The organism is Nocardioides sp. Root240, assembly GCF_001428825.1.
Lineage (GTDB): Bacteria > Actinomycetota > Actinomycetes > Propionibacteriales > Nocardioidaceae > Nocardioides.
On record NZ_LMIT01000001.1, the window covers coordinates 364,366 to 380,475 of the forward strand.

The following is a 16,110-nucleotide window of genomic DNA, read 5'->3' on the forward strand; positions in this document are numbered from 1 at the left end:
GGTCTACTCCGTGGTAACGCCTAACGTCGAGGACATGACGCCGTACGAGGAGATCGCCGCCCCCCGCGACCTGCACGCCGACTGCGAGGCCGTGAGCCGCCGGCTCGAGCACGCAGCCGTCAAGGCCACCCGACCCGCGCCCAGCATCCACTTCGACGAGTTCCCCCGCGACGCCGGCAAGCGGGAGATCCGGATCTCCGAGGCCGCGCAGCGCCTGGCCAACGCGCTCCACCTGCACCTCGACTAGCACGAGGTGTCAGAAAAAGCGCCTCGAGATGCCAGAAGCGCCCCGGTTGTCCCGGGGCGCTTCTTTCTGCTTGGCATCTCGAGGCGCTTTTTCTAACACCTCGTGCGCGGTGACTCAGTTGAACGAGTCTCCGCAGGCGCAGGAACCCGTGGCGTTCGGGTTGTCGATCGTGAAGCCCTGCTTCTCGATGGTGTCGACGAAGTCGATGACCGCCCCGTTGAGGTAGGGGATGCTCATCCGGTCGACCACGACGGCCACGCCGTCGAAGTCGGTGACGACGTCGCCGTCGAGGGTGCGCTCGTCGAAGAAGAGCTGGTAGCGCAGGCCGGAGCAGCCGCCCGGCTGCACCGAGATGCGCAGCGCGAGGTCCTCGCGGCCCTCCTGCTCGAGCAGGCTCTTCACCTTCGTGGCCGCCACCGGGCTCAGGTTGATCTGGTCCTCACGGCGGTCGAGGTCAACCGGGGTCGCGACGGTCGTGGTCGCGCCGGGGGCCTCGTGGCTGTGGCCGCCTCCGCAGCAGCTGTCGCTCATGCTCACTCCAGGTGTGTCAGGTCGGTGTTCGACTGTCCCAATGGTCGCACAGCCGTGGTTATTCCCCCCAGACGAGGACGGGCTTGACCACCGCACCGCTCTTCGAGTCGGCGACCGCGTCGGCGATCTTCTCGAACGGGTAGGTCGTCACGAGGTGGTCGACGTCGAACTTGCCGGCCTCGCGCAGCGCGATCAGCTGCGGGATGGTCTCCAGCGGGTCGGCCTCGCCCTCGATCGAGGAGCGCACGACCTTGCCCGACTGCAGCAGGTCGATCGCGTCGATGGTGTACTCCGGCGCGCCCAGGCCCAGCGCGACGAGCAGGCCGCGCGAGCGCAGGGAGCGCTGGGCCTGCAGGACGACCGCGGCGATCGCGGTGGTGTCGATGGCGTAGGCCGCGCCGCCGCCCGTCAGCGCCCTGACCCGCTCCTCGACCGGTCCGGCGGCCTCGTCCGTGGGATCGAGCGCCGTGGCGCCGTACCCCTCGGCGACGGTACGACGAGCCGCGACCGGGTCCACCACCACGACCGTCTCGACCCCGAGCCCCCGGGCCACCGCGACCGCGGCCAGCCCGACCGCGCCGGCGCCGAAGACGACGATCGGCTCGTCGGTCCTCGGGTCGAGCACGTTGAGGACCGTGCCGGCGCCGGTCTGGAAGCCGCAGGCGAAGGGCGCGAGCCGGGCGAGGTCGAGGCCCTTGTCGACCACGACGCAGTTGTCGGCGTAGGCCAGGGCGTGGCGGGCGAGGCTGGACTGGCCGAAGAAGTTGCCGAAGACCGTCTGCTCGCCCCGCTTCATGGTGGTCGAGCCGTCGGCGCGCATGCCCATGTAGTTGAGCAGCAGCGACTGCTCGCAGTAGCCGACGTCGCCGGCCCGGCACGGCCCGCAGGCGCGGCAGGAGCGGAAGCTGAGCACGACGTGGTCGCCGACCTCGATGCCGGTCACGGCCGCGCCGACCTTCTCGACGACGCCGGTGCCCTCATGACCGACGACCGTCGGCATCATCTCCTGCGGCAGCATGGTCGGCACCGTGAGGTCGGTGTGGCACAGCCCGGTCGCGACGATGCGGACCAGGACCTCGTCGTCCCGCGGCTCCTCGAGCTCGACCTCGGCCGCGACGAAGTCGCCGCCCGGCTGCTCGACGAGGTAGGCAGTCGTCTTCATGCGTCGTCACGCTCCAGCCAGAAGTAGTAGAGGTCGGCCACGCCGAAGGCGGCCTCCAGCTTGCCGTTCATGATCCCCATGAGGGTGCGGTCGTCGACCTGCTTGAAGTGGTCGAACACCGGCATCCGGTCGTAGACCATGGTGGCGGTCACCTCGCCCCGGAAGCCGACCTCCCACAGGGAGGCCTCGCCCCCGCCGCCGGCATCCTTGTTGGAGTAGAGCTCGCCGTTCTCGTCGCGACACACCAGCGGCACCGCGGCGAGGGCGCTGTCGAAGCGCTTGCCGTGCCAGCGCACCTTCTCCAGCACCGTGCTGGCGAGGTGGCCGGTCGCGAAGTCGCCACCGCGCCAGGCACCGAGGATCCCCTCGACGCGGACAGGTGCGAGGTCGGCCCAGAGGGTGTCGAGGTCGGCGGGCTCGGCCCGCTCGGCTGCACGCAGCTCGTCGAAGCGTGTTCTGATGTCCGTCACGCGGCCAATCTAGAACATGTTCCTCTCATCTGGACACGGGCGTTTGCAGAAAGTGAGGACGAAGTGAGGACCTTCGTCTCGCTCAGGACGACCAGGTCCGGGCCACGCGCGCGGCCAGCTCGCCGAGCGCCCCGACCGGGTCCTGGAAGGCCCGCTGCTCCCCCACCGCGTCGACGAGGGAGTACGCCGCGTCCATGCCCAGCGCGCGCATCTCCCGCTGGCCGACCAGCACCTGGCCGGCCAGGGCGACACAGGGACGCAGGGCGTCGGCGGCCACCGCCGCCACACCCGCCGGGACCTTGCCCGCGCGGCTGCTGAAGTCGAAGGCGCCCTCGCCGGTGATGACCAGGTCCGCCGCCGCGGCCTGCCGGGCGAGGCCGACGGCCTCGGCGACCAGCTCGATGCCGGAGACCCGGCGCCCGCCGAGCAGCATCAGCGCGAAGCCGAGCCCGCCGGCCGCGCCGGCGCCCGGCTCGAGGGAGAGCCGGCGGTCGGTCGCCGCGGCCCACTGCTCGAGGTAGCCGTCCATGGCGACCTGCATCTCCTCGTCGAGGCCCTTCTGGGCGCCGAACGTCTTGCTCGCGCCGAACAGCCCGGTCAGCGGGCTGTCGACGTCGGTCGCGGCGATGATCTCGACACCGTCGACGAGACCGCGGGCGATGCTCAGGTCGACCTGCGTCACGCCGTCGAGGAAGATCCCGCCGACGTCGAGCGCGACGTCAGCGTCCGCGCCGAGTGCGGCGAGCAGGCCCGCTCCCCCGTCGTTCGTGCCCGACCCGCCGAGACCCACGACGACCCGGGTGGAGCCGGAGTTGACGGCCTCGAGCAGCAGCTGGCCCACGCCGACCGTCGTACCGAACTCGCCGAGCTTGCCGCCCGTCAGGTGGGAGCCGCAGGCCTGGGCACTCTCGATGTACGTCGTGTCGCCCACCGTCAGGATGGTGGCCGGCACCTCGTGGCCCTGCGGCGCCTCCGCGACGACCGCGAGCAGCTCGCCGCCGAGCGTCGCGTGCAGCACGTCGACGAAGCCGGGGCCGCCGTCCGACATCGGGGCGAGGACCACCTCGTCGTCGGGCGCCTGACGGCGCCAGCCCGCGGCGATCGCCTCCGCGGCCTCGACCGCGGTGAGGGTGCCCGCGAACTTGTCGGGGGCCACGAGCACGCGCATGGCGTCATCATGTCGGACCGGGCGGCAGACCGATCAGGGCGCGCCGGGACACCCAAACTAGGATGAGGCCATGACCACCGTGGACCTCCCGCTGCTGCCGCTCGGCCGCGGCTCCGACCCGCTCTCGGAGCGGGGTGTCGAGTGCCCCGGCGACCTGCCGCCGGCCTCCGACCCGGACCTGGTCGCCCGCGCGCGGGCCGCCAAGGAGAAGCTCGGCGAGCGGCTGTTCGTGCTCGGCCACCACTACCAGCGCGACGAGGTCATCCAGTTCGCCGACGTCACCGGCGACTCGTTCAAGCTCGCCCGTGACGCGGCCGCCCGGCCCGACGCGGAGTTCATCGTCTTCTGCGGCGTGCACTTCATGGCGGAGTCGGCCGACATCCTGACCGGCCCGGACCAGAAGGTCGTCCTCCCGGACCTCGCTGCCGGCTGCTCGATGGCCGACATGGCCCGGATCGCCCAGGTCGAGCGGGCGTGGGACGCGCTGGCCGAGGCCGGTGTCCAGGACGTCGTCGTCCCGGTGACCTACATGAACTCCAGCGCCGCGATCAAGGCGTTCTGCGGCCGCAACGGCGGCGTCGTGTGCACCTCGTCCAACGCCGAGGTGGCCCTCGACTGGGCGTTCGAGCAGAAGGGCGAGGACACCAAGGTCCTCTTCCTGCCCGACCAGCACCTCGGCCGCAACACCGCCGTGCTCAAGCTCGGCTACTCCCTCGACGAGTGCGTCGTGTGGAACCCGCACAAGCCCAACGGCGGGCTCACGCCCGAAGAGCTCGCGCAGGCGCGGATCATCCTGTGGAAGGGCCACTGCTCGGTGCACGGCCGCTTCGCCGCCGACGTCATCGACGAGCTGCGCGCCAAGGTGCCGGACCTCAACGTCCTGGTGCACCCCGAGTGCCAGCACGAGGTCGTGCTCAAGTCCGACCTGGTCGGCTCGACGGAGTTCATCATCAAGACGATCGAGGAGGCGCCGGCCGGCTCGAGCTGGGCGATCGGCACCGAGCTCAACCTGGTGCAGCGCCTCAAGAACGCCCACCCGGACAAGAACATCATGTTCCTCGACCGCAACGTCTGCTACTGCTCGACGATGAACCGGATCGACCTCCCGCACCTGGTCTGGGCGCTCGAGAACCTCGCCGAGGGCAACCTCGTCAACCAGATCGAGGTCGACCCGCAGACCGAGGCCGACGCGCTCGTCGCGCTGCAGCGGATGCTCGACCTGCCGGGGAAGACCCATCGTGACTGACGGCCTGCCCGCCTGCCCGGAGTGCTCCGGCGAGTACACCTACGAGATGGGCGAGCTGATGGTCTGCCCCGAGTGCGCCCACGAGTGGTCGCCGGCGGAGGCCGCAGCGGCTGCCGACGAGGCCGCGTCCGCGGGCGTGGTGCGCGACGCGAACGGGAACCCGCTGGCCGACGGCGACGACGTCATCGTGGTCAAGGACCTCCCGGTCAAGGGTGCGCCGAAGCCCATCAAGTCCGGCACCAAGGTCCGCAGCATCCGCCTCGTGAGCGGCGTGGGCGACCACGACATCGACTGCAAGGTCGACGGGTTCGGGCCCATGCAACTGAAGTCCACCGTGGTCAGGAAGGCCTGAGCGTGTTCAAGCGGACCAAGTCCCCCGCCGTCGAGGAGCAGAGCGCCCCGACGAAGCCCGGCGGCAAGGGCCGGCCGACGCCGACCCGCAAGGAGGCCGAGGCAGCGGCGAAGGCGCGCGCCCGCGTGCCGCGCGACAAGCGCGAGCTGCAGCGCCAGCAGCGCGAGCTCCGCTCGGAGAGCAGCCGCAAGATCCGGCAGGGCATGAAGGCCGGCGACGAGAAGTACTTCCTGCCGCGTGACAAGGGCCGGGTGCGCCGCTTCATCCGCGACTACGTCGACGCGCGCTTCTCCATCGTCGAGATGGTCATCCCGCTCATGATCGCCGGGCTGGTGCTGGGCTACACCGGCCAGTCCGCGCTCGTGCAGGCCAGCAGCATCGTGCTGCTCGCGACCGTGCTCTTCGTGATCACCGACATGTTCGTGCTGCGCTTCCGCCTGCGCCGCGAGCTGCGCCGCCGGTTCCCCGACGAGTCGCTCAAGGGCACGACCTACTACGCCCTCACCCGCTCCATGCAGATGAAGTTCATGCGGCTGCCCAAGGCCCGCGTGAAGATCGGCCAGGCGCTTCCGGAGGACTACGACCGGTGAAGCTCGTCGCCGCGCTCCGCACGCCGGGCGCGGGCCTGCTGGAGCCCGCGTTCCGCACGCGCCTCGCGGAGCTCGGCGCGACGCGGGTGCAGGTCAACCTCGACGACGACGCGGTCGCACCGGCGATGCGCTTCGGACCGGGTACGCCGATCACGGCGGTCGTCTCGGTCTGGGGCGAGCTCGACGTGGCCGGTGTGCTCGGCGTCGTACGCGAGGCGGACGGGGACGTCGACGCGTGGCTGGTCGACGAGCGCGAGCCGCTGGTGCCGCCCGTCGTACCGGACGGGGTGCGGGCGGACGCCCTGGCCAACCTCGCCTTCCTGCGCAGGCCCGAGGCGATGAGCCACGCCGACTGGCTGTCCGACTGGCTCGATCGCCACACCCAGGTGGCGATCGACACCCAGGGCACCTTCGGCTACGTGCAGAACCCGGTGCTCGAGGCGCTGACCCCCGGCGGGCGCGACGTCACCGGCATCGTCGAGGAGCTCTTCCCGATGGCGGCCATGAGCGACCAGCACGCGTTCTACGGCAGCGGTGGCGACGACGCCGAGCTCAACCGGCGCTTCTCCGAGCTGATGGACAGCTGCGCGCGCTTCGGCGCGGCCGACGGCCTCGACCTGGTGCCGACCAGCCGTTTTCTCTTCCGCCTGCAGTAGCACCTCCGGGGCCCGCTGCGCATGGTCGGATCGCGCCACTGCCCGGACGGGAATCGCGAGCGCAACGAGCCAGACGGTTCAGCCGATCACCTCGGACCGGCGCGGCGACGTGGTGAGCGCCGGGTCCGTCGTGATGACGCCGTCGAGGACGCGGTCGATCGCGGCGAGGGTCTCGGCGTCGAGCCCGACACCGGCTGCCTTGACGTTCTCGGTGACCTGCTCGGGACGGCTGGCGCCGATGATCGCCGCGGAGACGTTGTCGTTCTGGAGGACCCAGGCGACGGCGAGCTGGGCGAGGGTCAGGTCGACGGACTCCGCGACCGGACGCAGCTGCTGGACCCGCTCGAGGACGTCGTCGCGCAGCCAGCGGCCGACGAAGTCGGCGCCACCCTTGGTGTCGGTCGCACGGGAGCCGGCCGGCGGCGGCTGGCCCGGCAGGTACTTGCCGGTGAGCACGCCCTGCGCGATCGGCGACCAGACGATCTGGCCGAGGCCGAGCTCCTTCGAGGTGGGGACGACCTCCTCCTCGATGACGCGCCAGAGCATGGAGTACTGCGGCTGGTTGGAGATCAGCGGCACGCGCAGCTCCTTGGCGAGCGCGGCGGCGGCGCGGATCTCCTCAGCCCGCCACTCCGAGACGCCGATGTAGAGCGCCTTGCCCGAGCGGACGACGTCGGCGAAGGCGAGCATCGTCTCCTCCAGCGGCGTCTCGTGGTCGTAGCGGTGCGCCTGGTAGAGGTCGACGTAGTCGGTGCCGAGGCGGCGCAGCGAGCCGTCGATCGACTCCAGGATGTGCTTGCGGGACAGACCGTGGTCGTTGTGGCGGCCCGGGCCGGTCGGCCAGAAGACCTTCGTGAAGATCTCCAGGCCCTCGCGCCGCTCCCCCGTCAACGCCTTGCCGAGGACCGTCTCGGCCGCGGTGTTGGCGTAGACGTCGGCCGTGTCGAAGGTCGTGATGCCCTCGTCGAGCGCCTGCCGGACGCACGCCAGGGCGGCGTCCTCCTCGACCTGCGAGCCGTGGGTGAGCCAGTTGCCGTACGCGATGGCCGAGATCCTGAGGCCGCTCGCGCCGAGGTTGCGAATCTCCATGCCTCGACCCTAGTGACTGCAGTCAACGCCGGTCCCGGTTCCGGGCCGCGGACCTGCCGGTGGGAGTATCGGGACGTGGTTGCTGCTGATGTCTCCGTCCGGGTCGGATGGCCCGCCGACGCCGCCGGCATCGCCGAGGTGCAGCTGCGTTCCTGGCGCAGCCGGTACGACGGCCGCCTGGCCGCGCAGCTCGACGAGCAGGGCATCGGTGTCGACGACCTCGCCGAGGCCTGGCGTAGCACGCTCGCCCGCCCGCCGCAGGCTCGGCAGCGGGCCCTCGTCGCGCTGGTCCGCGACACGGTCGTCGGTTTCGCGCTCACCGGCCCCAACACCGACCCCGACGCGGACCCGTCCGCCGACGGCGAGATCGGCGAGCTCACCATCGACCCCGACACGACCCGCGCCGGGCACGGCTCCCGGTTGCTCCAGGCCTGCGTGGACACCCTGCTGGCGGACCGCTTCGCGCGCGCGGTCGTCTGGGTGGACGCCACCGACGACGTCCTGCGGGCGTTCCTGACCAGCACCGGCTGGGCTCCCGACGGCGCCAGCCGCGAGCTGGCCGACGAGACGGGCGCGGCACTCAAGCAGGTCCGGCTGCACACGGCGCTCTCCTGAGCGTGGTGGACGTCGACCGTCGTACCGTCGTCCGGGACAGCCTGGGCGTCGCGATCGCGACCGGGACGTACGGACTGAGCTTCGGCGCCGTCGGCGTCGCCTCCGGCCTCGACGTGGCACAGACCTGCGTGCTGTCGCTGCTGATGTTCACCGGCGCCTCGCAGTTCGCGCTGGCGGGCGTGCTCGGCGCCGGCGGGTCGGCGGTGTCCGGCGCCCTGACGGCACTGCTCCTGGGGACGCGGAACACGCTCTACGGACTGCGGATGGCCCCGCTGCTGGGCTACCGCGGGTGGCAACGGGCCGTCGCGGCGCACGTGCTGATCGACGAGTCCACCGCGATGGCGGTCAACCGGGCGAGCCGGTCGCTCGCGCGCACCGGGTTCTGGACCACCGGCGGCACCATCTTCGTGCTCTGGAACCTGACCACGCTGGTCGGGGCTGTCGCCGGCGAGCAGCTCGGCGACCCGCGCGACCTCGGCCTCGACGCGGCGGTCGGTGCGGCCTTCCTCGCGCTGCTGTGGCCGCGCCTGGCCTCCCCCGTCGCCCGGCTGACCGCGGTACTCGCCGCGCTGGTGGCTGCGAGCGCCGTGACGGTGACGCCGGCCGGCGTACCGGTGCTGGTGGCGGCGGGCGTCGCCGTCCTCGTGGGAGCGCTGCGCCGATGACGTGGTGGGCCATCCTGGCTGCCGGCCTCGGCTGCTACCTGCTCAAGCTCGCCGGGCTCTCCGTCCCGGCGCGGGTCCTCGCCCGCCCGGTGGTGGCGCGGATCGCCGACCTCGTCCCGGTCGCGCTGCTGGCCGCGCTGGTCGCCGTACAGGTGCTCGCCGCGCCGTCCGGACGCGCACTCGCCCTCGACGCCCGTGCGGCCGCCCTCGGCGTGGCCGTGCTGCTCCTGCTCGCCCGGGCGCCGTTCCTGGTGGTCGTCTTCGGCTCCGCCGCCTCAGCCGCCCTCCTGCGCCTCCTCTGACCCACGAACCGCGGAAGATGGCACCACGAAGTCGGCGTCATGGCACCTCGAGATGTGGATCGTGGTTGCCACGAGTCGCAGTTGGTGGTGCCACGAGCCGCAGTTCGTGGTGCCACGAGGCCCACTTCGTGGGGTCAGGTGAGGTCGAGGAAGTGCTCGAGGCCGACGGTGAGGCCGGGGAAGTCGCCGATGCGGCGGACGCCGGTGAGGACACCGGGGGTGAACGAGACCCGGTCGAGGGAGTCGTGGCGGATGGTGAGGGTCTCGCCCAGGCCGCCGAGGATGACCTCCTGGTGGGCCACCAGGCCGCGGACCCGCACGCTGTGGACCCGGACGCCGTCGACGTCGGCGCCACGCGCGCCCTCGAGCCCGGTGCTGGTCGCGTCCGGGATCGGCGCGCTGCCGGCCTCGCGGCGGGCGGCGGCGATCATCTCGGCCGTCCGGCCAGCGGTCCCGCTGGGGGCGTCGGCCTTGGTCGGGTGGTGCAGCTCCACGACCTCGACCGACTCGAAGAAGGGGGCGGCGATCGCTGAGAAGCGCATCATCAGGATCGCGCCGATGGAGAAGTTGGGGGCGATCAGCACGCCGGTGCCGGGGCTGTCGGCGAGCCAGCCGCGCAGGGTGGCCAGGCGCGCGTCGTCGAAGCCCGTCGTACCGACGACGGCGTGGATGCCGTTCTCGATGCAGAACCTCAAGTTGTCCATGACCACGTCGGGGTGGGTGAAGTCGACGACGACCTGCGTGCCGCTCTCGACGAGAGCGGCGATCGGGTCGCCCTGGTCGACCCCCGTGCTGAAGTCGACGTCGGGAGCCTCCTCGACCGCGCGGACGACCTCCGCGCCGACCTTGCCCTGGGCTCCGAGGACCCCGACACGGAGCCTTCCAGCGTCGGTGGGACCGGCGTTCTCCGCGACACGAGTGCTCACGGGACCAAGGTAGTGCGTCACCCGGGCAGGCGTTCTGGCAGGCTGACCCCCATGGTGAACAAGATCCCGGCCCGGATCCGGTGGGCGGTGGACTTCATGGACGTCCAGCCCAACGACCACGTGCTGGAGATCGGCTGCGGAAATGGCGCAGCCGCCGACCTCATCTGCCGGCGCCTCGAGGGCAAGGGCAAGATGTTCGCGATCGACCGCTCGGAGGCCGGCGTCGACCGCACCAAGCAGCGCTGCGCGGCCCACATCGAGGCCGGCCGGCTCACCGTGCGCCAGATCGACCTGGCCACGCTGCGGGTGCCGGTCAAGCGGCTCACCAAGGTGTTCGCGTTCGACGTCAACCTGTTCTGGGTGCGCGACGCGGCCGAGGAGATCGCCCTCCTCCACGAGCGGCTGATGCCCGGCGGCTCGGTCAACCTCTTCTTCGACACCAGCCGTCCCGAGCAGGTCTCCGACATCCTCGAGAAGACCTCCGCGCAGCTGCGCGACGGCGGCTTCCGGGTCTACATCGTCGACTCGAAGATGCCGCCCGTCATCGGGATCATCGGCCGCCGCTGATCTCGACCCGTGTGCGGCGGTCCCGAGTGGGTACCGCCGCACCACGTGACGCAGGAACTATCGAGAACGACCGCCCACCGAGCCACTGAGCTCGCCGAGTCCGCCCTGGCGACTCCGGCCGCGGACGTCGTACCGCACCCGGCGCTGGACCAGGCCATCGAGACCGACGAGCCACCCCAGGGAGGTCTCGACCCCGTCGTCTTCGGCGTCGCCGCCTCGATCAGCGTCGCCTTCGTCGTCTGGGGCCTGGTCGGAACGAGCTCACTCGCCACCGCCTCGGGGCACGCCCTGGACTGGGTGATGACCAACACCGGCTGGCTGTTCGTGCTCACCTCGAGCGGGTTCGTCGTCTTCGTGATCTGGCTCGCCCTGAGCAAATACGGCGCCATCCCGCTGGGCCGCGACGACGAGGAGCCGGAGTTCCGGACGTCGTCGTGGATCGCGATGATGTTCAGCGCCGGCATGGGCATCGGCCTGATGTTCTACGGCGTCAGCGAGCCGCTCTCCCACTTCGTGACTCCCCCGCCGGGCACCGGCGGCGACGAGAACACCGCCGCCCAGACCGCGATGGCGACCACGATGTTCCACTGGACCCTGCACCCATGGGCGATCTACGCCGTCGTGGGCCTCGCCATCGCGTACGGCGTCTACCGCAAGGGCCGCGTGCAGCTGATCTCCGCGGCCTTCGCCCCTCTCCTCGGCGAGCGTGCGTCCGGCGGGGCCGGGAAGGTCATCGACATGTTCGCGATCTTCGCGACGCTGTTCGGCTCCGCCACGTCGCTGGGACTCGGCGCCCTGCAGATCAGCAGCGGGTTGGAGATCGTCGGCGGCATCGGTCCGCTCGGCAACGGCGCGCTGGTGCTGATCATCGCCGTGCTCACGGTCGCCTTCGTCCTCTCCGCGGTGTCGGGGGTCGCCAAGGGCATCCAGTGGCTGTCGAACATCAACATGGTGCTGGCCGTGCTCCTCGCGGCCTTCCTGTTCGTCGTCGGCCCCACCGTCTTCATCCTCAACCTCGTGCCGACCTCGATCGGCAGCTACGTCCAGGACCTCTCGATGATGGCCGCTCGTACCGGAGCCGAGGGCGCGGCCACCGAGGACTGGCTCGGCACCTGGACCGTCTTCTACTGGGCGTGGTGGCTGTCCTGGACGCCCTTCGTCGGCATGTTCATCGCGCGCATCTCGCGGGGGCGGACGATCCGTCAGTTCGTGTCCGGCGTGCTCCTCGTGCCGAGCGTGGTCAGCGTGATCTGGTTCTGCATCCTCGGCGGCACCGCCATCGACCTGCAGCGCACCGGCACCGACATCGCGAATGCGGGCGGTCTCGAGGACCAGCTCTTCGGCACCCTCGACGCCCTGCCCCTGGCCACGATCGCCGGCGTGCTGGTGATGACGCTGGTCGCGATCTTCTTCGTCTCCGGCGCCGACGCCGCCTCGATCGTCATGGGCAGCCTGTCCGAGCGCGGGACGACGCAGCCCCGGCGCACCACGGTGATCTTCTGGGGCGTCGCCACCGGAGCGGTGGCGGCGGTGATGCTGCTCGCGGGCGGCGAGGACGCACTGACCGGCCTGCAGACGATCACCATCGTGGCGGCGTTGCCGTTCGTGGTCGTCATGGTCGGCCTGGCCGTGGCCCTGGTGCGCGACCTGCGGAACGACCCGATGGTCGTCCGTCGCAGGTACGGCGAGGAGGCCGTCGAGCAGGCCGTCATCGCCGGCGTGACCGAGCACGGCGACGACTTCGTGCTCTCGATCGAGCCGACGGAGCCCGAACCGACCCCTTGACGGAGCTTGCGTCATAGGCTCCGTGGGCTCAAGCCCCCGGAGCCTATGACGCTACGTCGCTGAGTACGCGCGCCTCAGGCCGGGCCGACGACGGCGAGCAGCTCGGGCCGGCCGAACACGTCGGCGGCGACGGCGCGCACGTCCTCGACCGTCACGGCCTCGATCCGGGCGATGACCTCGTCGATGCCGAGCACCTCGCCGTGGACGAGCTCGTTCTTGCCGATGCGCATCATCCGGGAGCCGGAGTCCTCGAGGCCCAGGATCATGCCGCCGACGAGCTGGCCCTTGCCGCGCGCGAGCTCGTCCTCGGAGATCCCCTCGGCGGCGATCGTCGAGAGCTGCTCGCGGACCACGGCGAGGACCTCCTCGGTGCGGTCGGGCAGGCAGCCGACGGCCACGCCGACGATGCCGGAGTCGGCGTACTGGCTGGCGAAGGAGTAGACCGAGTAGGCCAGCCCGCGCAGCTCACGGACCTCCTGGAACAGCCGGCTGGACGTGCCGCCGCCGAGCGCGGTGTTGAGGACGCCCAGCGCGTAGCGGCGCTCGTCGTCGCGGGTGACGCCCTCACGGCCGATGACCAGGTTGACCTGCTCGAACGGGCGGCTGACCTCGGCGGTGCCGGGAGACACGCGCGGACGGCGCTTCGAGGAGGTCGCACGGCCCGGGACGGGGGCGGCCTCGCCCACGAGCCAGTCGTGGCGCGAGAAGGCCTTGCGGACGGCCTTGACGGCGGCGTCGTGGTCGACCGCGCCGGCGATCGAGATGACCGTGTTGGCCGGGACGTAGTGGCGCTTGTAGAAACGCCGGATCTGGGCCCCGGTCATCGCGCCGATCGACGCGTCGGTGCCCGCGATCGGGCGGCCCAGCGGCGTACCGGCACCCCAGGCCAGCTCGGCCAGCAGGTTCTGGACGACGTCGTCGGGGTCGTCGTCGTGCATCGCGATCTCGTCGAGGATCACGTCGCGCTCGGCGTCGACGTCGTGGGCGGCGATCACCGAGCCGGTGATCATGTCGCCGAGCACGTCGACCGCGAGCGGCAGGTCGTCGGACAGGACCCGCGCGTGGAAGCAGGTGTACTCCTTGGCGGTGAAGGCGTTGAACTCACCGCCCACCGCGTCGAGCGCGATCGAGATGTCGAGCGCGGAGCGCTCGTCGGTGCCCTTGAACAGCAGGTGCTCGAGGAAGTGCGAGGCGCCGTGCGTGGCGGCGGTCTCGTCGCGCGAGCCGACCCCCACCCAGACGCCGATCGACGACGAGCGGGCGCCGGCCATCTGCTCGGTCACGATGCGCAGGCCGGAGGGCAGCTGCGTGCGTCGTACGACGGACGTCACCTGGCCGGAGTCGTCACGGACCGTCTCCAGCGTGCGCGTGGAGACTCGGGAAACGGCCGACGGCCGGTCAGCGTGCTGCTGACCGGCCGTCGACTTGAGAGCGTTGCTCACGCGTCCTCGGACTCCGCACCGTCGTCGTCCGCCGAACCCTCGGCGTCGTCGACGACCGGGATCAGCGACAGCTTGCCGCGGTCGTCGATCTCGGCGATCTCGACCTGCAGCTTCTGGCCGACCGCGACGACGTCCTCGACGTTCTCGACGCGCTTGCCGCCGGCGAGGCCGCGCAGCTTGCTGATGTGCAGCAGCCCGTCCTTGCCCGGCATGAGCGCGATGAACGCACCGAAGTTGGTCGTCTTGACGACCGTACCGAGGTAGCGCTCGCCGACCTCCGGCATGGTCGGGTTCGCGATCGCGTTGATCGCGGCCCGGGCGGCCTCGGCCGCCTCGCCGTTGGTCGCACCGATGTAGACCGTGCCGTCGTCCTCGATGGACACGCTGGCACCGGTGTCGTCCTGGATCTGGTTGATCACCTTGCCCTTCGGGCCGATGACCTCGCCAATCTTGTCGACGGGCACCTTGACGGTGATGATCCGCGGCGCGTGGATCGACATCTCCTCGGGAGCGTCGATGGCCTCGGCCATGACCTCGAGGATCGCCAGGCGGGCGTCGCGGGCCTGGGTCAGGGCCGAGGCCAGGACCTCCGCCGGGATGCCGTCGAGCTTGGTGTCGAGCTGGAGCGCGGTGACGAACTCCTTGGTGCCGGCGACCTTGAAGTCCATGTCGCCGAACGCGTCCTCGGCGCCGAGGATGTCGGTCAGCGCGACGTACTCGAGCTTGCCGTCGATCTCACCGGAGATCAGGCCCATCGCGATACCGGCGACGGAGGCCTTCAGCGGGACGCCGGCCTGCAGCAGCGACAGGGTCGAGGCGCAGACCGAGCCCATCGAGGTCGAGCCGTTGGAGCCCATGGCCTCGGAGAGCTGGCGGATGGCGTAGGGGAACTCCTCGCGGCTCGGGAGCACCGGCAGCAGCGCCCGACGGGCGAGCGCTCCGTGGCCGACCTCGCGACGCTTCGGCGAACCGACGCGACCGGTCTCACCGGTGGAGAACGGCGGGAAGATGTACTTGTGCATGTAGCGCCGGTGGTTCTCCGGCGACAGCGTGTCGATCTGCTGCTCCATCTTGAGCATGTCGAGGGTGGTGACGCCCAGGATCTGGGTCTCACCGCGCTCGAACAGCGCCGAGCCGTGGACCCGCGGGATCACGTCGACCTCGGCGTGCAGCGGACGGATGTCGGCGAGGCCGCGACCGTCGATGCGCACCTTGTCGCGCAGGATGCGCTCGCGGACGAGCTGCTTGTTGACGGAGCGGAACGCCGCGCCGAGCTCCTTCTCGCGACCCTCGAAGTCACCAGCGAGCTTGTCGAGCACCTCGGCCTTGAGCTCGTCGGTGCGCGCCTCGCGCTCCTGCTTGTCGCCGATGGTCATGGCGGCAGCGAGGTCCGACTTCACGGCGGCCTCGACGGCGGCGTAGGCGTCGTCCTCGTAGTCGAGGAAGACCGGGAACTCCTGGACCGGCTTGGCGGCCACGTTGGCGAGCTCGACCTGGGCCTCGACGAGCTGCTTGATGAACGGCTTCGAGGCGTCGAGGCCGGCGGCCACGACCTCCTCGGTCGGCGCCTGGGCGCCGCCGCGGACCAGCTCGATGACGTCCTCGGTGGCCTCGGCCTCGACCATCATGATCGCGACGTCGCCGGTCTCGGTGACGCGGCCGGCGACGACCATGTCGAAGACGGCCTTCTCCAGCTGGCTGTGGGTCGGGAAGGCGACCCACTGGCCCTCGATGAGGGCGACGCGGGTGGCGCCGACCGGGCCGCTGAACGGCAGGCCGGAGAGCTGGGTCGACAGCGACGCGGCGTTGATCGCGAGCACGTCGTAGGGGGTGTCGGGGTTGAGCGCCATCACGGTGATGACGACCTGGACCTCGTTGCGCAGGCCCTTCTTGAAGGTCGGGCGCAGCGGGCGGTCGATGAGGCGGCAGGCGAGGATCGCGTCCTCGCCCGGACGGCCCTCGGACCGGAAGAACGAGCCGGGGATGCGGCCCGCGGCGTACATCCGCTCCTCGACGTCGATCGTGAGGGGGAAGAAGTCGAAGTGGTCCTTCGGGTGCTTGCCGGCGGTGGTCGCCGACAGCAGCATGGTGTCGCCGTCGAGGTAGGCGCTCACCGAACCGGCGGCCTGGCGGGCGAGGACGCCCGTCTCGAACTTGACCGTGCGGGTGCCGAACTTGCCGTTGTCGAGAACGGTCTCGACCTCGGAGATGACGGGTTCAGTCAACTGTTTTCTCTTATTCGAACGTGCGGGACGCGTTGCCCCGCGGGAATGGACGTGATTGTCACCGGCCACCTT

General features: G+C 71.0%; 18 protein-coding genes. 10 read left to right on the top strand and 8 right to left on the bottom strand.

From position 1 onward, the window contains the following. Nucleotides 1-34: 34 nt before the first annotated feature. Nucleotides 35-247, top strand: a complete 213-nt coding sequence (locus ASE20_RS01690) for a hypothetical protein (protein ID WP_056892786.1) — start codon at nt 35-37, stop codon at nt 245-247. A 114-nt stretch (nt 248-361) separates the two neighbouring features. On the opposite strand, the gene erpA is transcribed toward ASE20_RS01690, so the two are convergent. From erpA to ASE20_RS01710, 4 genes are all read right to left on the bottom strand, one after another. Then, nucleotides 362-778 carry an iron-sulfur cluster insertion protein ErpA gene (gene erpA / locus ASE20_RS01695; RefSeq protein WP_225869000.1) on the bottom strand — a complete coding sequence of 139 codons (417 nt, stop codon included), beginning with the start codon at nt 776-778 and terminating at the stop codon, nt 362-364. 58 nt (nt 779-836) lie between these two features. Further along, the gene (locus tag ASE20_RS01700; protein WP_056892787.1) at nt 837-1,940 is read right to left on the bottom strand and encodes an NAD(P)-dependent alcohol dehydrogenase; all 1,104 of its coding nucleotides are present in this window, start codon (nt 1,938-1,940) and stop codon (nt 837-839) included. Beyond that, nucleotides 1,937-2,410, bottom strand: a complete 474-nt coding sequence (locus ASE20_RS01705; RefSeq protein WP_056892788.1) for a DUF4334 domain-containing protein — start codon at nt 2,408-2,410, stop codon at nt 1,937-1,939. Before ASE20_RS01705 ends, ASE20_RS01700 begins: the two co-directional genes overlap by 4 nt. 82 nt (nt 2,411-2,492) lie before the next feature. After that, entirely contained in the window at nt 2,493-3,578 is a 1,086-nt protein-coding gene (locus ASE20_RS01710) for a glycerate kinase (protein ID WP_056892789.1), read from the bottom strand. Between the two features lie 70 nt (nt 3,579-3,648). On the opposite strand from ASE20_RS01710, the gene nadA reads away from it, so the two are divergent. From nadA to ASE20_RS01730, 4 genes are read left to right on the top strand one after another with little or no spacing between them, the layout of a single operon-like run. Beyond that, complete coding sequence (gene nadA, locus ASE20_RS01715; RefSeq protein WP_056892790.1) at nt 3,649-4,824, top strand: quinolinate synthase NadA; 1,176 nt, start codon at nt 3,649-3,651, stop codon at nt 4,822-4,824. Beyond that, on the top strand, nt 4,817-5,176 hold the full coding sequence (locus tag ASE20_RS01720) for a zinc ribbon domain-containing protein YjdM (RefSeq protein WP_056892791.1): 360 nt from the start codon (nt 4,817-4,819) through the stop codon (nt 5,174-5,176). Before nadA ends, ASE20_RS01720 begins: the two co-directional genes overlap by 8 nt. A 2-nt stretch (nt 5,177-5,178) precedes the next feature. Further along, nucleotides 5,179-5,766: a DUF3043 domain-containing protein gene (locus ASE20_RS01725; protein ID WP_056892792.1), complete on the top strand. Its 588-nt coding sequence runs from the start codon at nt 5,179-5,181 to the stop codon at nt 5,764-5,766. Further along, nucleotides 5,763-6,422 (top strand): hypothetical protein, encoded by a 660-nt coding sequence (locus ASE20_RS01730; RefSeq protein ID WP_056892793.1) that lies wholly within the window; start codon nt 5,763-5,765, stop codon nt 6,420-6,422. The genes ASE20_RS01725 and ASE20_RS01730 overlap by 4 nt, the downstream gene beginning before the upstream one ends. A gap of 78 nt (nt 6,423-6,500) precedes the next feature. Here the strand turns inward: ASE20_RS01730 and ASE20_RS01735 are convergent, their stop codons facing one another. Next, nucleotides 6,501-7,511 (bottom strand): aldo/keto reductase family protein, encoded by a 1,011-nt coding sequence (locus ASE20_RS01735; RefSeq protein ID WP_056892794.1) that lies wholly within the window; start codon nt 7,509-7,511, stop codon nt 6,501-6,503. Between the two features lie 75 nt (nt 7,512-7,586). Between ASE20_RS01735 and ASE20_RS01740 the strand changes: the two genes are divergently transcribed. From ASE20_RS01740 to ASE20_RS01750, 3 genes are read left to right on the top strand one after another with little or no spacing between them, the layout of a single operon-like run. Further along, nucleotides 7,587-8,126 carry a GNAT family N-acetyltransferase gene (locus ASE20_RS01740; RefSeq protein ID WP_056892795.1) on the top strand — a complete coding sequence of 180 codons (540 nt, stop codon included), beginning with the start codon at nt 7,587-7,589 and terminating at the stop codon, nt 8,124-8,126. A 2-nt stretch (nt 8,127-8,128) separates the two neighbouring features. Then, nucleotides 8,129-8,791, top strand: a complete 663-nt coding sequence (locus tag ASE20_RS01745; RefSeq protein ID WP_225869001.1) for an AzlC family ABC transporter permease — start codon at nt 8,129-8,131, stop codon at nt 8,789-8,791. After that, nucleotides 8,788-9,093 carry an AzlD domain-containing protein gene (locus ASE20_RS01750; RefSeq protein ID WP_056892797.1) on the top strand — a complete coding sequence of 102 codons (306 nt, stop codon included), beginning with the start codon at nt 8,788-8,790 and terminating at the stop codon, nt 9,091-9,093. The genes ASE20_RS01745 and ASE20_RS01750 overlap by 4 nt, the downstream gene beginning before the upstream one ends. Nucleotides 9,094-9,227: 134 nt before the next feature. Here the strand turns inward: ASE20_RS01750 and dapB are convergent, their stop codons facing one another. Further along, nucleotides 9,228-10,019, bottom strand: coding sequence for a 4-hydroxy-tetrahydrodipicolinate reductase (gene dapB / locus ASE20_RS01755; protein WP_056892798.1), 792 nt, complete (start codon nt 10,017-10,019; stop codon nt 9,228-9,230). Between the two features lie 51 nt (nt 10,020-10,070). Here dapB and ASE20_RS01760 point away from each other — a divergent pair, with 51 nt between their 5' ends. Continuing rightward, nucleotides 10,071-10,586 carry a class I SAM-dependent methyltransferase gene (locus tag ASE20_RS01760; RefSeq protein WP_056892799.1) on the top strand — a complete coding sequence of 172 codons (516 nt, stop codon included), beginning with the start codon at nt 10,071-10,073 and terminating at the stop codon, nt 10,584-10,586. 45 nt (nt 10,587-10,631) lie between these two features. Next, nucleotides 10,632-12,371, top strand: coding sequence for a BCCT family transporter (locus ASE20_RS01765; RefSeq protein ID WP_056893074.1), 1,740 nt, complete (start codon nt 10,632-10,634; stop codon nt 12,369-12,371). Nucleotides 12,372-12,445: 74 nt separating this feature from the next. On the opposite strand, the gene ASE20_RS01770 is transcribed toward ASE20_RS01765, so the two are convergent. Beyond that, nucleotides 12,446-13,813, bottom strand: coding sequence for a M16 family metallopeptidase (locus ASE20_RS01770; RefSeq protein ID WP_056892800.1), 1,368 nt, complete (start codon nt 13,811-13,813; stop codon nt 12,446-12,448). Then, nucleotides 13,810-16,038 carry a polyribonucleotide nucleotidyltransferase gene (locus ASE20_RS01775; protein ID WP_056892801.1) on the bottom strand — a complete coding sequence of 743 codons (2,229 nt, stop codon included), beginning with the start codon at nt 16,036-16,038 and terminating at the stop codon, nt 13,810-13,812. Before ASE20_RS01775 ends, ASE20_RS01770 begins: the two co-directional genes overlap by 4 nt. Nucleotides 16,039-16,110: the final 72 nt, after the last annotated feature.

What these genes read in the sequence shown, in the direction of transcription:
- ASE20_RS01710 (WP_056892789.1), bottom strand. Translation starts at nt 3,578, where the DNA reads ATGCGCGTGCTCGTGGCCCCCGACAAGTTCGCGGGCACCCTCACCGCG.
- ASE20_RS01760 (WP_056892799.1), top strand. Translation starts at nt 10,071, where the DNA reads ATGGTGAACAAGATCCCGGCCCGGATCCGGTGGGCGGTGGACTTCATG.
- ASE20_RS01750 (WP_056892797.1), top strand. Translation starts at nt 8,788, where the DNA reads ATGACGTGGTGGGCCATCCTGGCTGCCGGCCTCGGCTGCTACCTGCTC.
- ASE20_RS01690 (WP_056892786.1), top strand. Translation starts at nt 35, where the DNA reads ATGACGCCGTACGAGGAGATCGCCGCCCCCCGCGACCTGCACGCCGAC.
- nadA (WP_056892790.1), top strand. Translation starts at nt 3,649, where the DNA reads ATGACCACCGTGGACCTCCCGCTGCTGCCGCTCGGCCGCGGCTCCGAC.
- ASE20_RS01700 (WP_056892787.1), bottom strand. Translation starts at nt 1,940, where the DNA reads ATGAAGACGACTGCCTACCTCGTCGAGCAGCCGGGCGGCGACTTCGTC.
- erpA (WP_225869000.1), bottom strand. Translation starts at nt 778, where the DNA reads ATGAGCGACAGCTGCTGCGGAGGCGGCCACAGCCACGAGGCCCCCGGC.
- ASE20_RS01735 (WP_056892794.1), bottom strand. Translation starts at nt 7,511, where the DNA reads ATGGAGATTCGCAACCTCGGCGCGAGCGGCCTCAGGATCTCGGCCATC.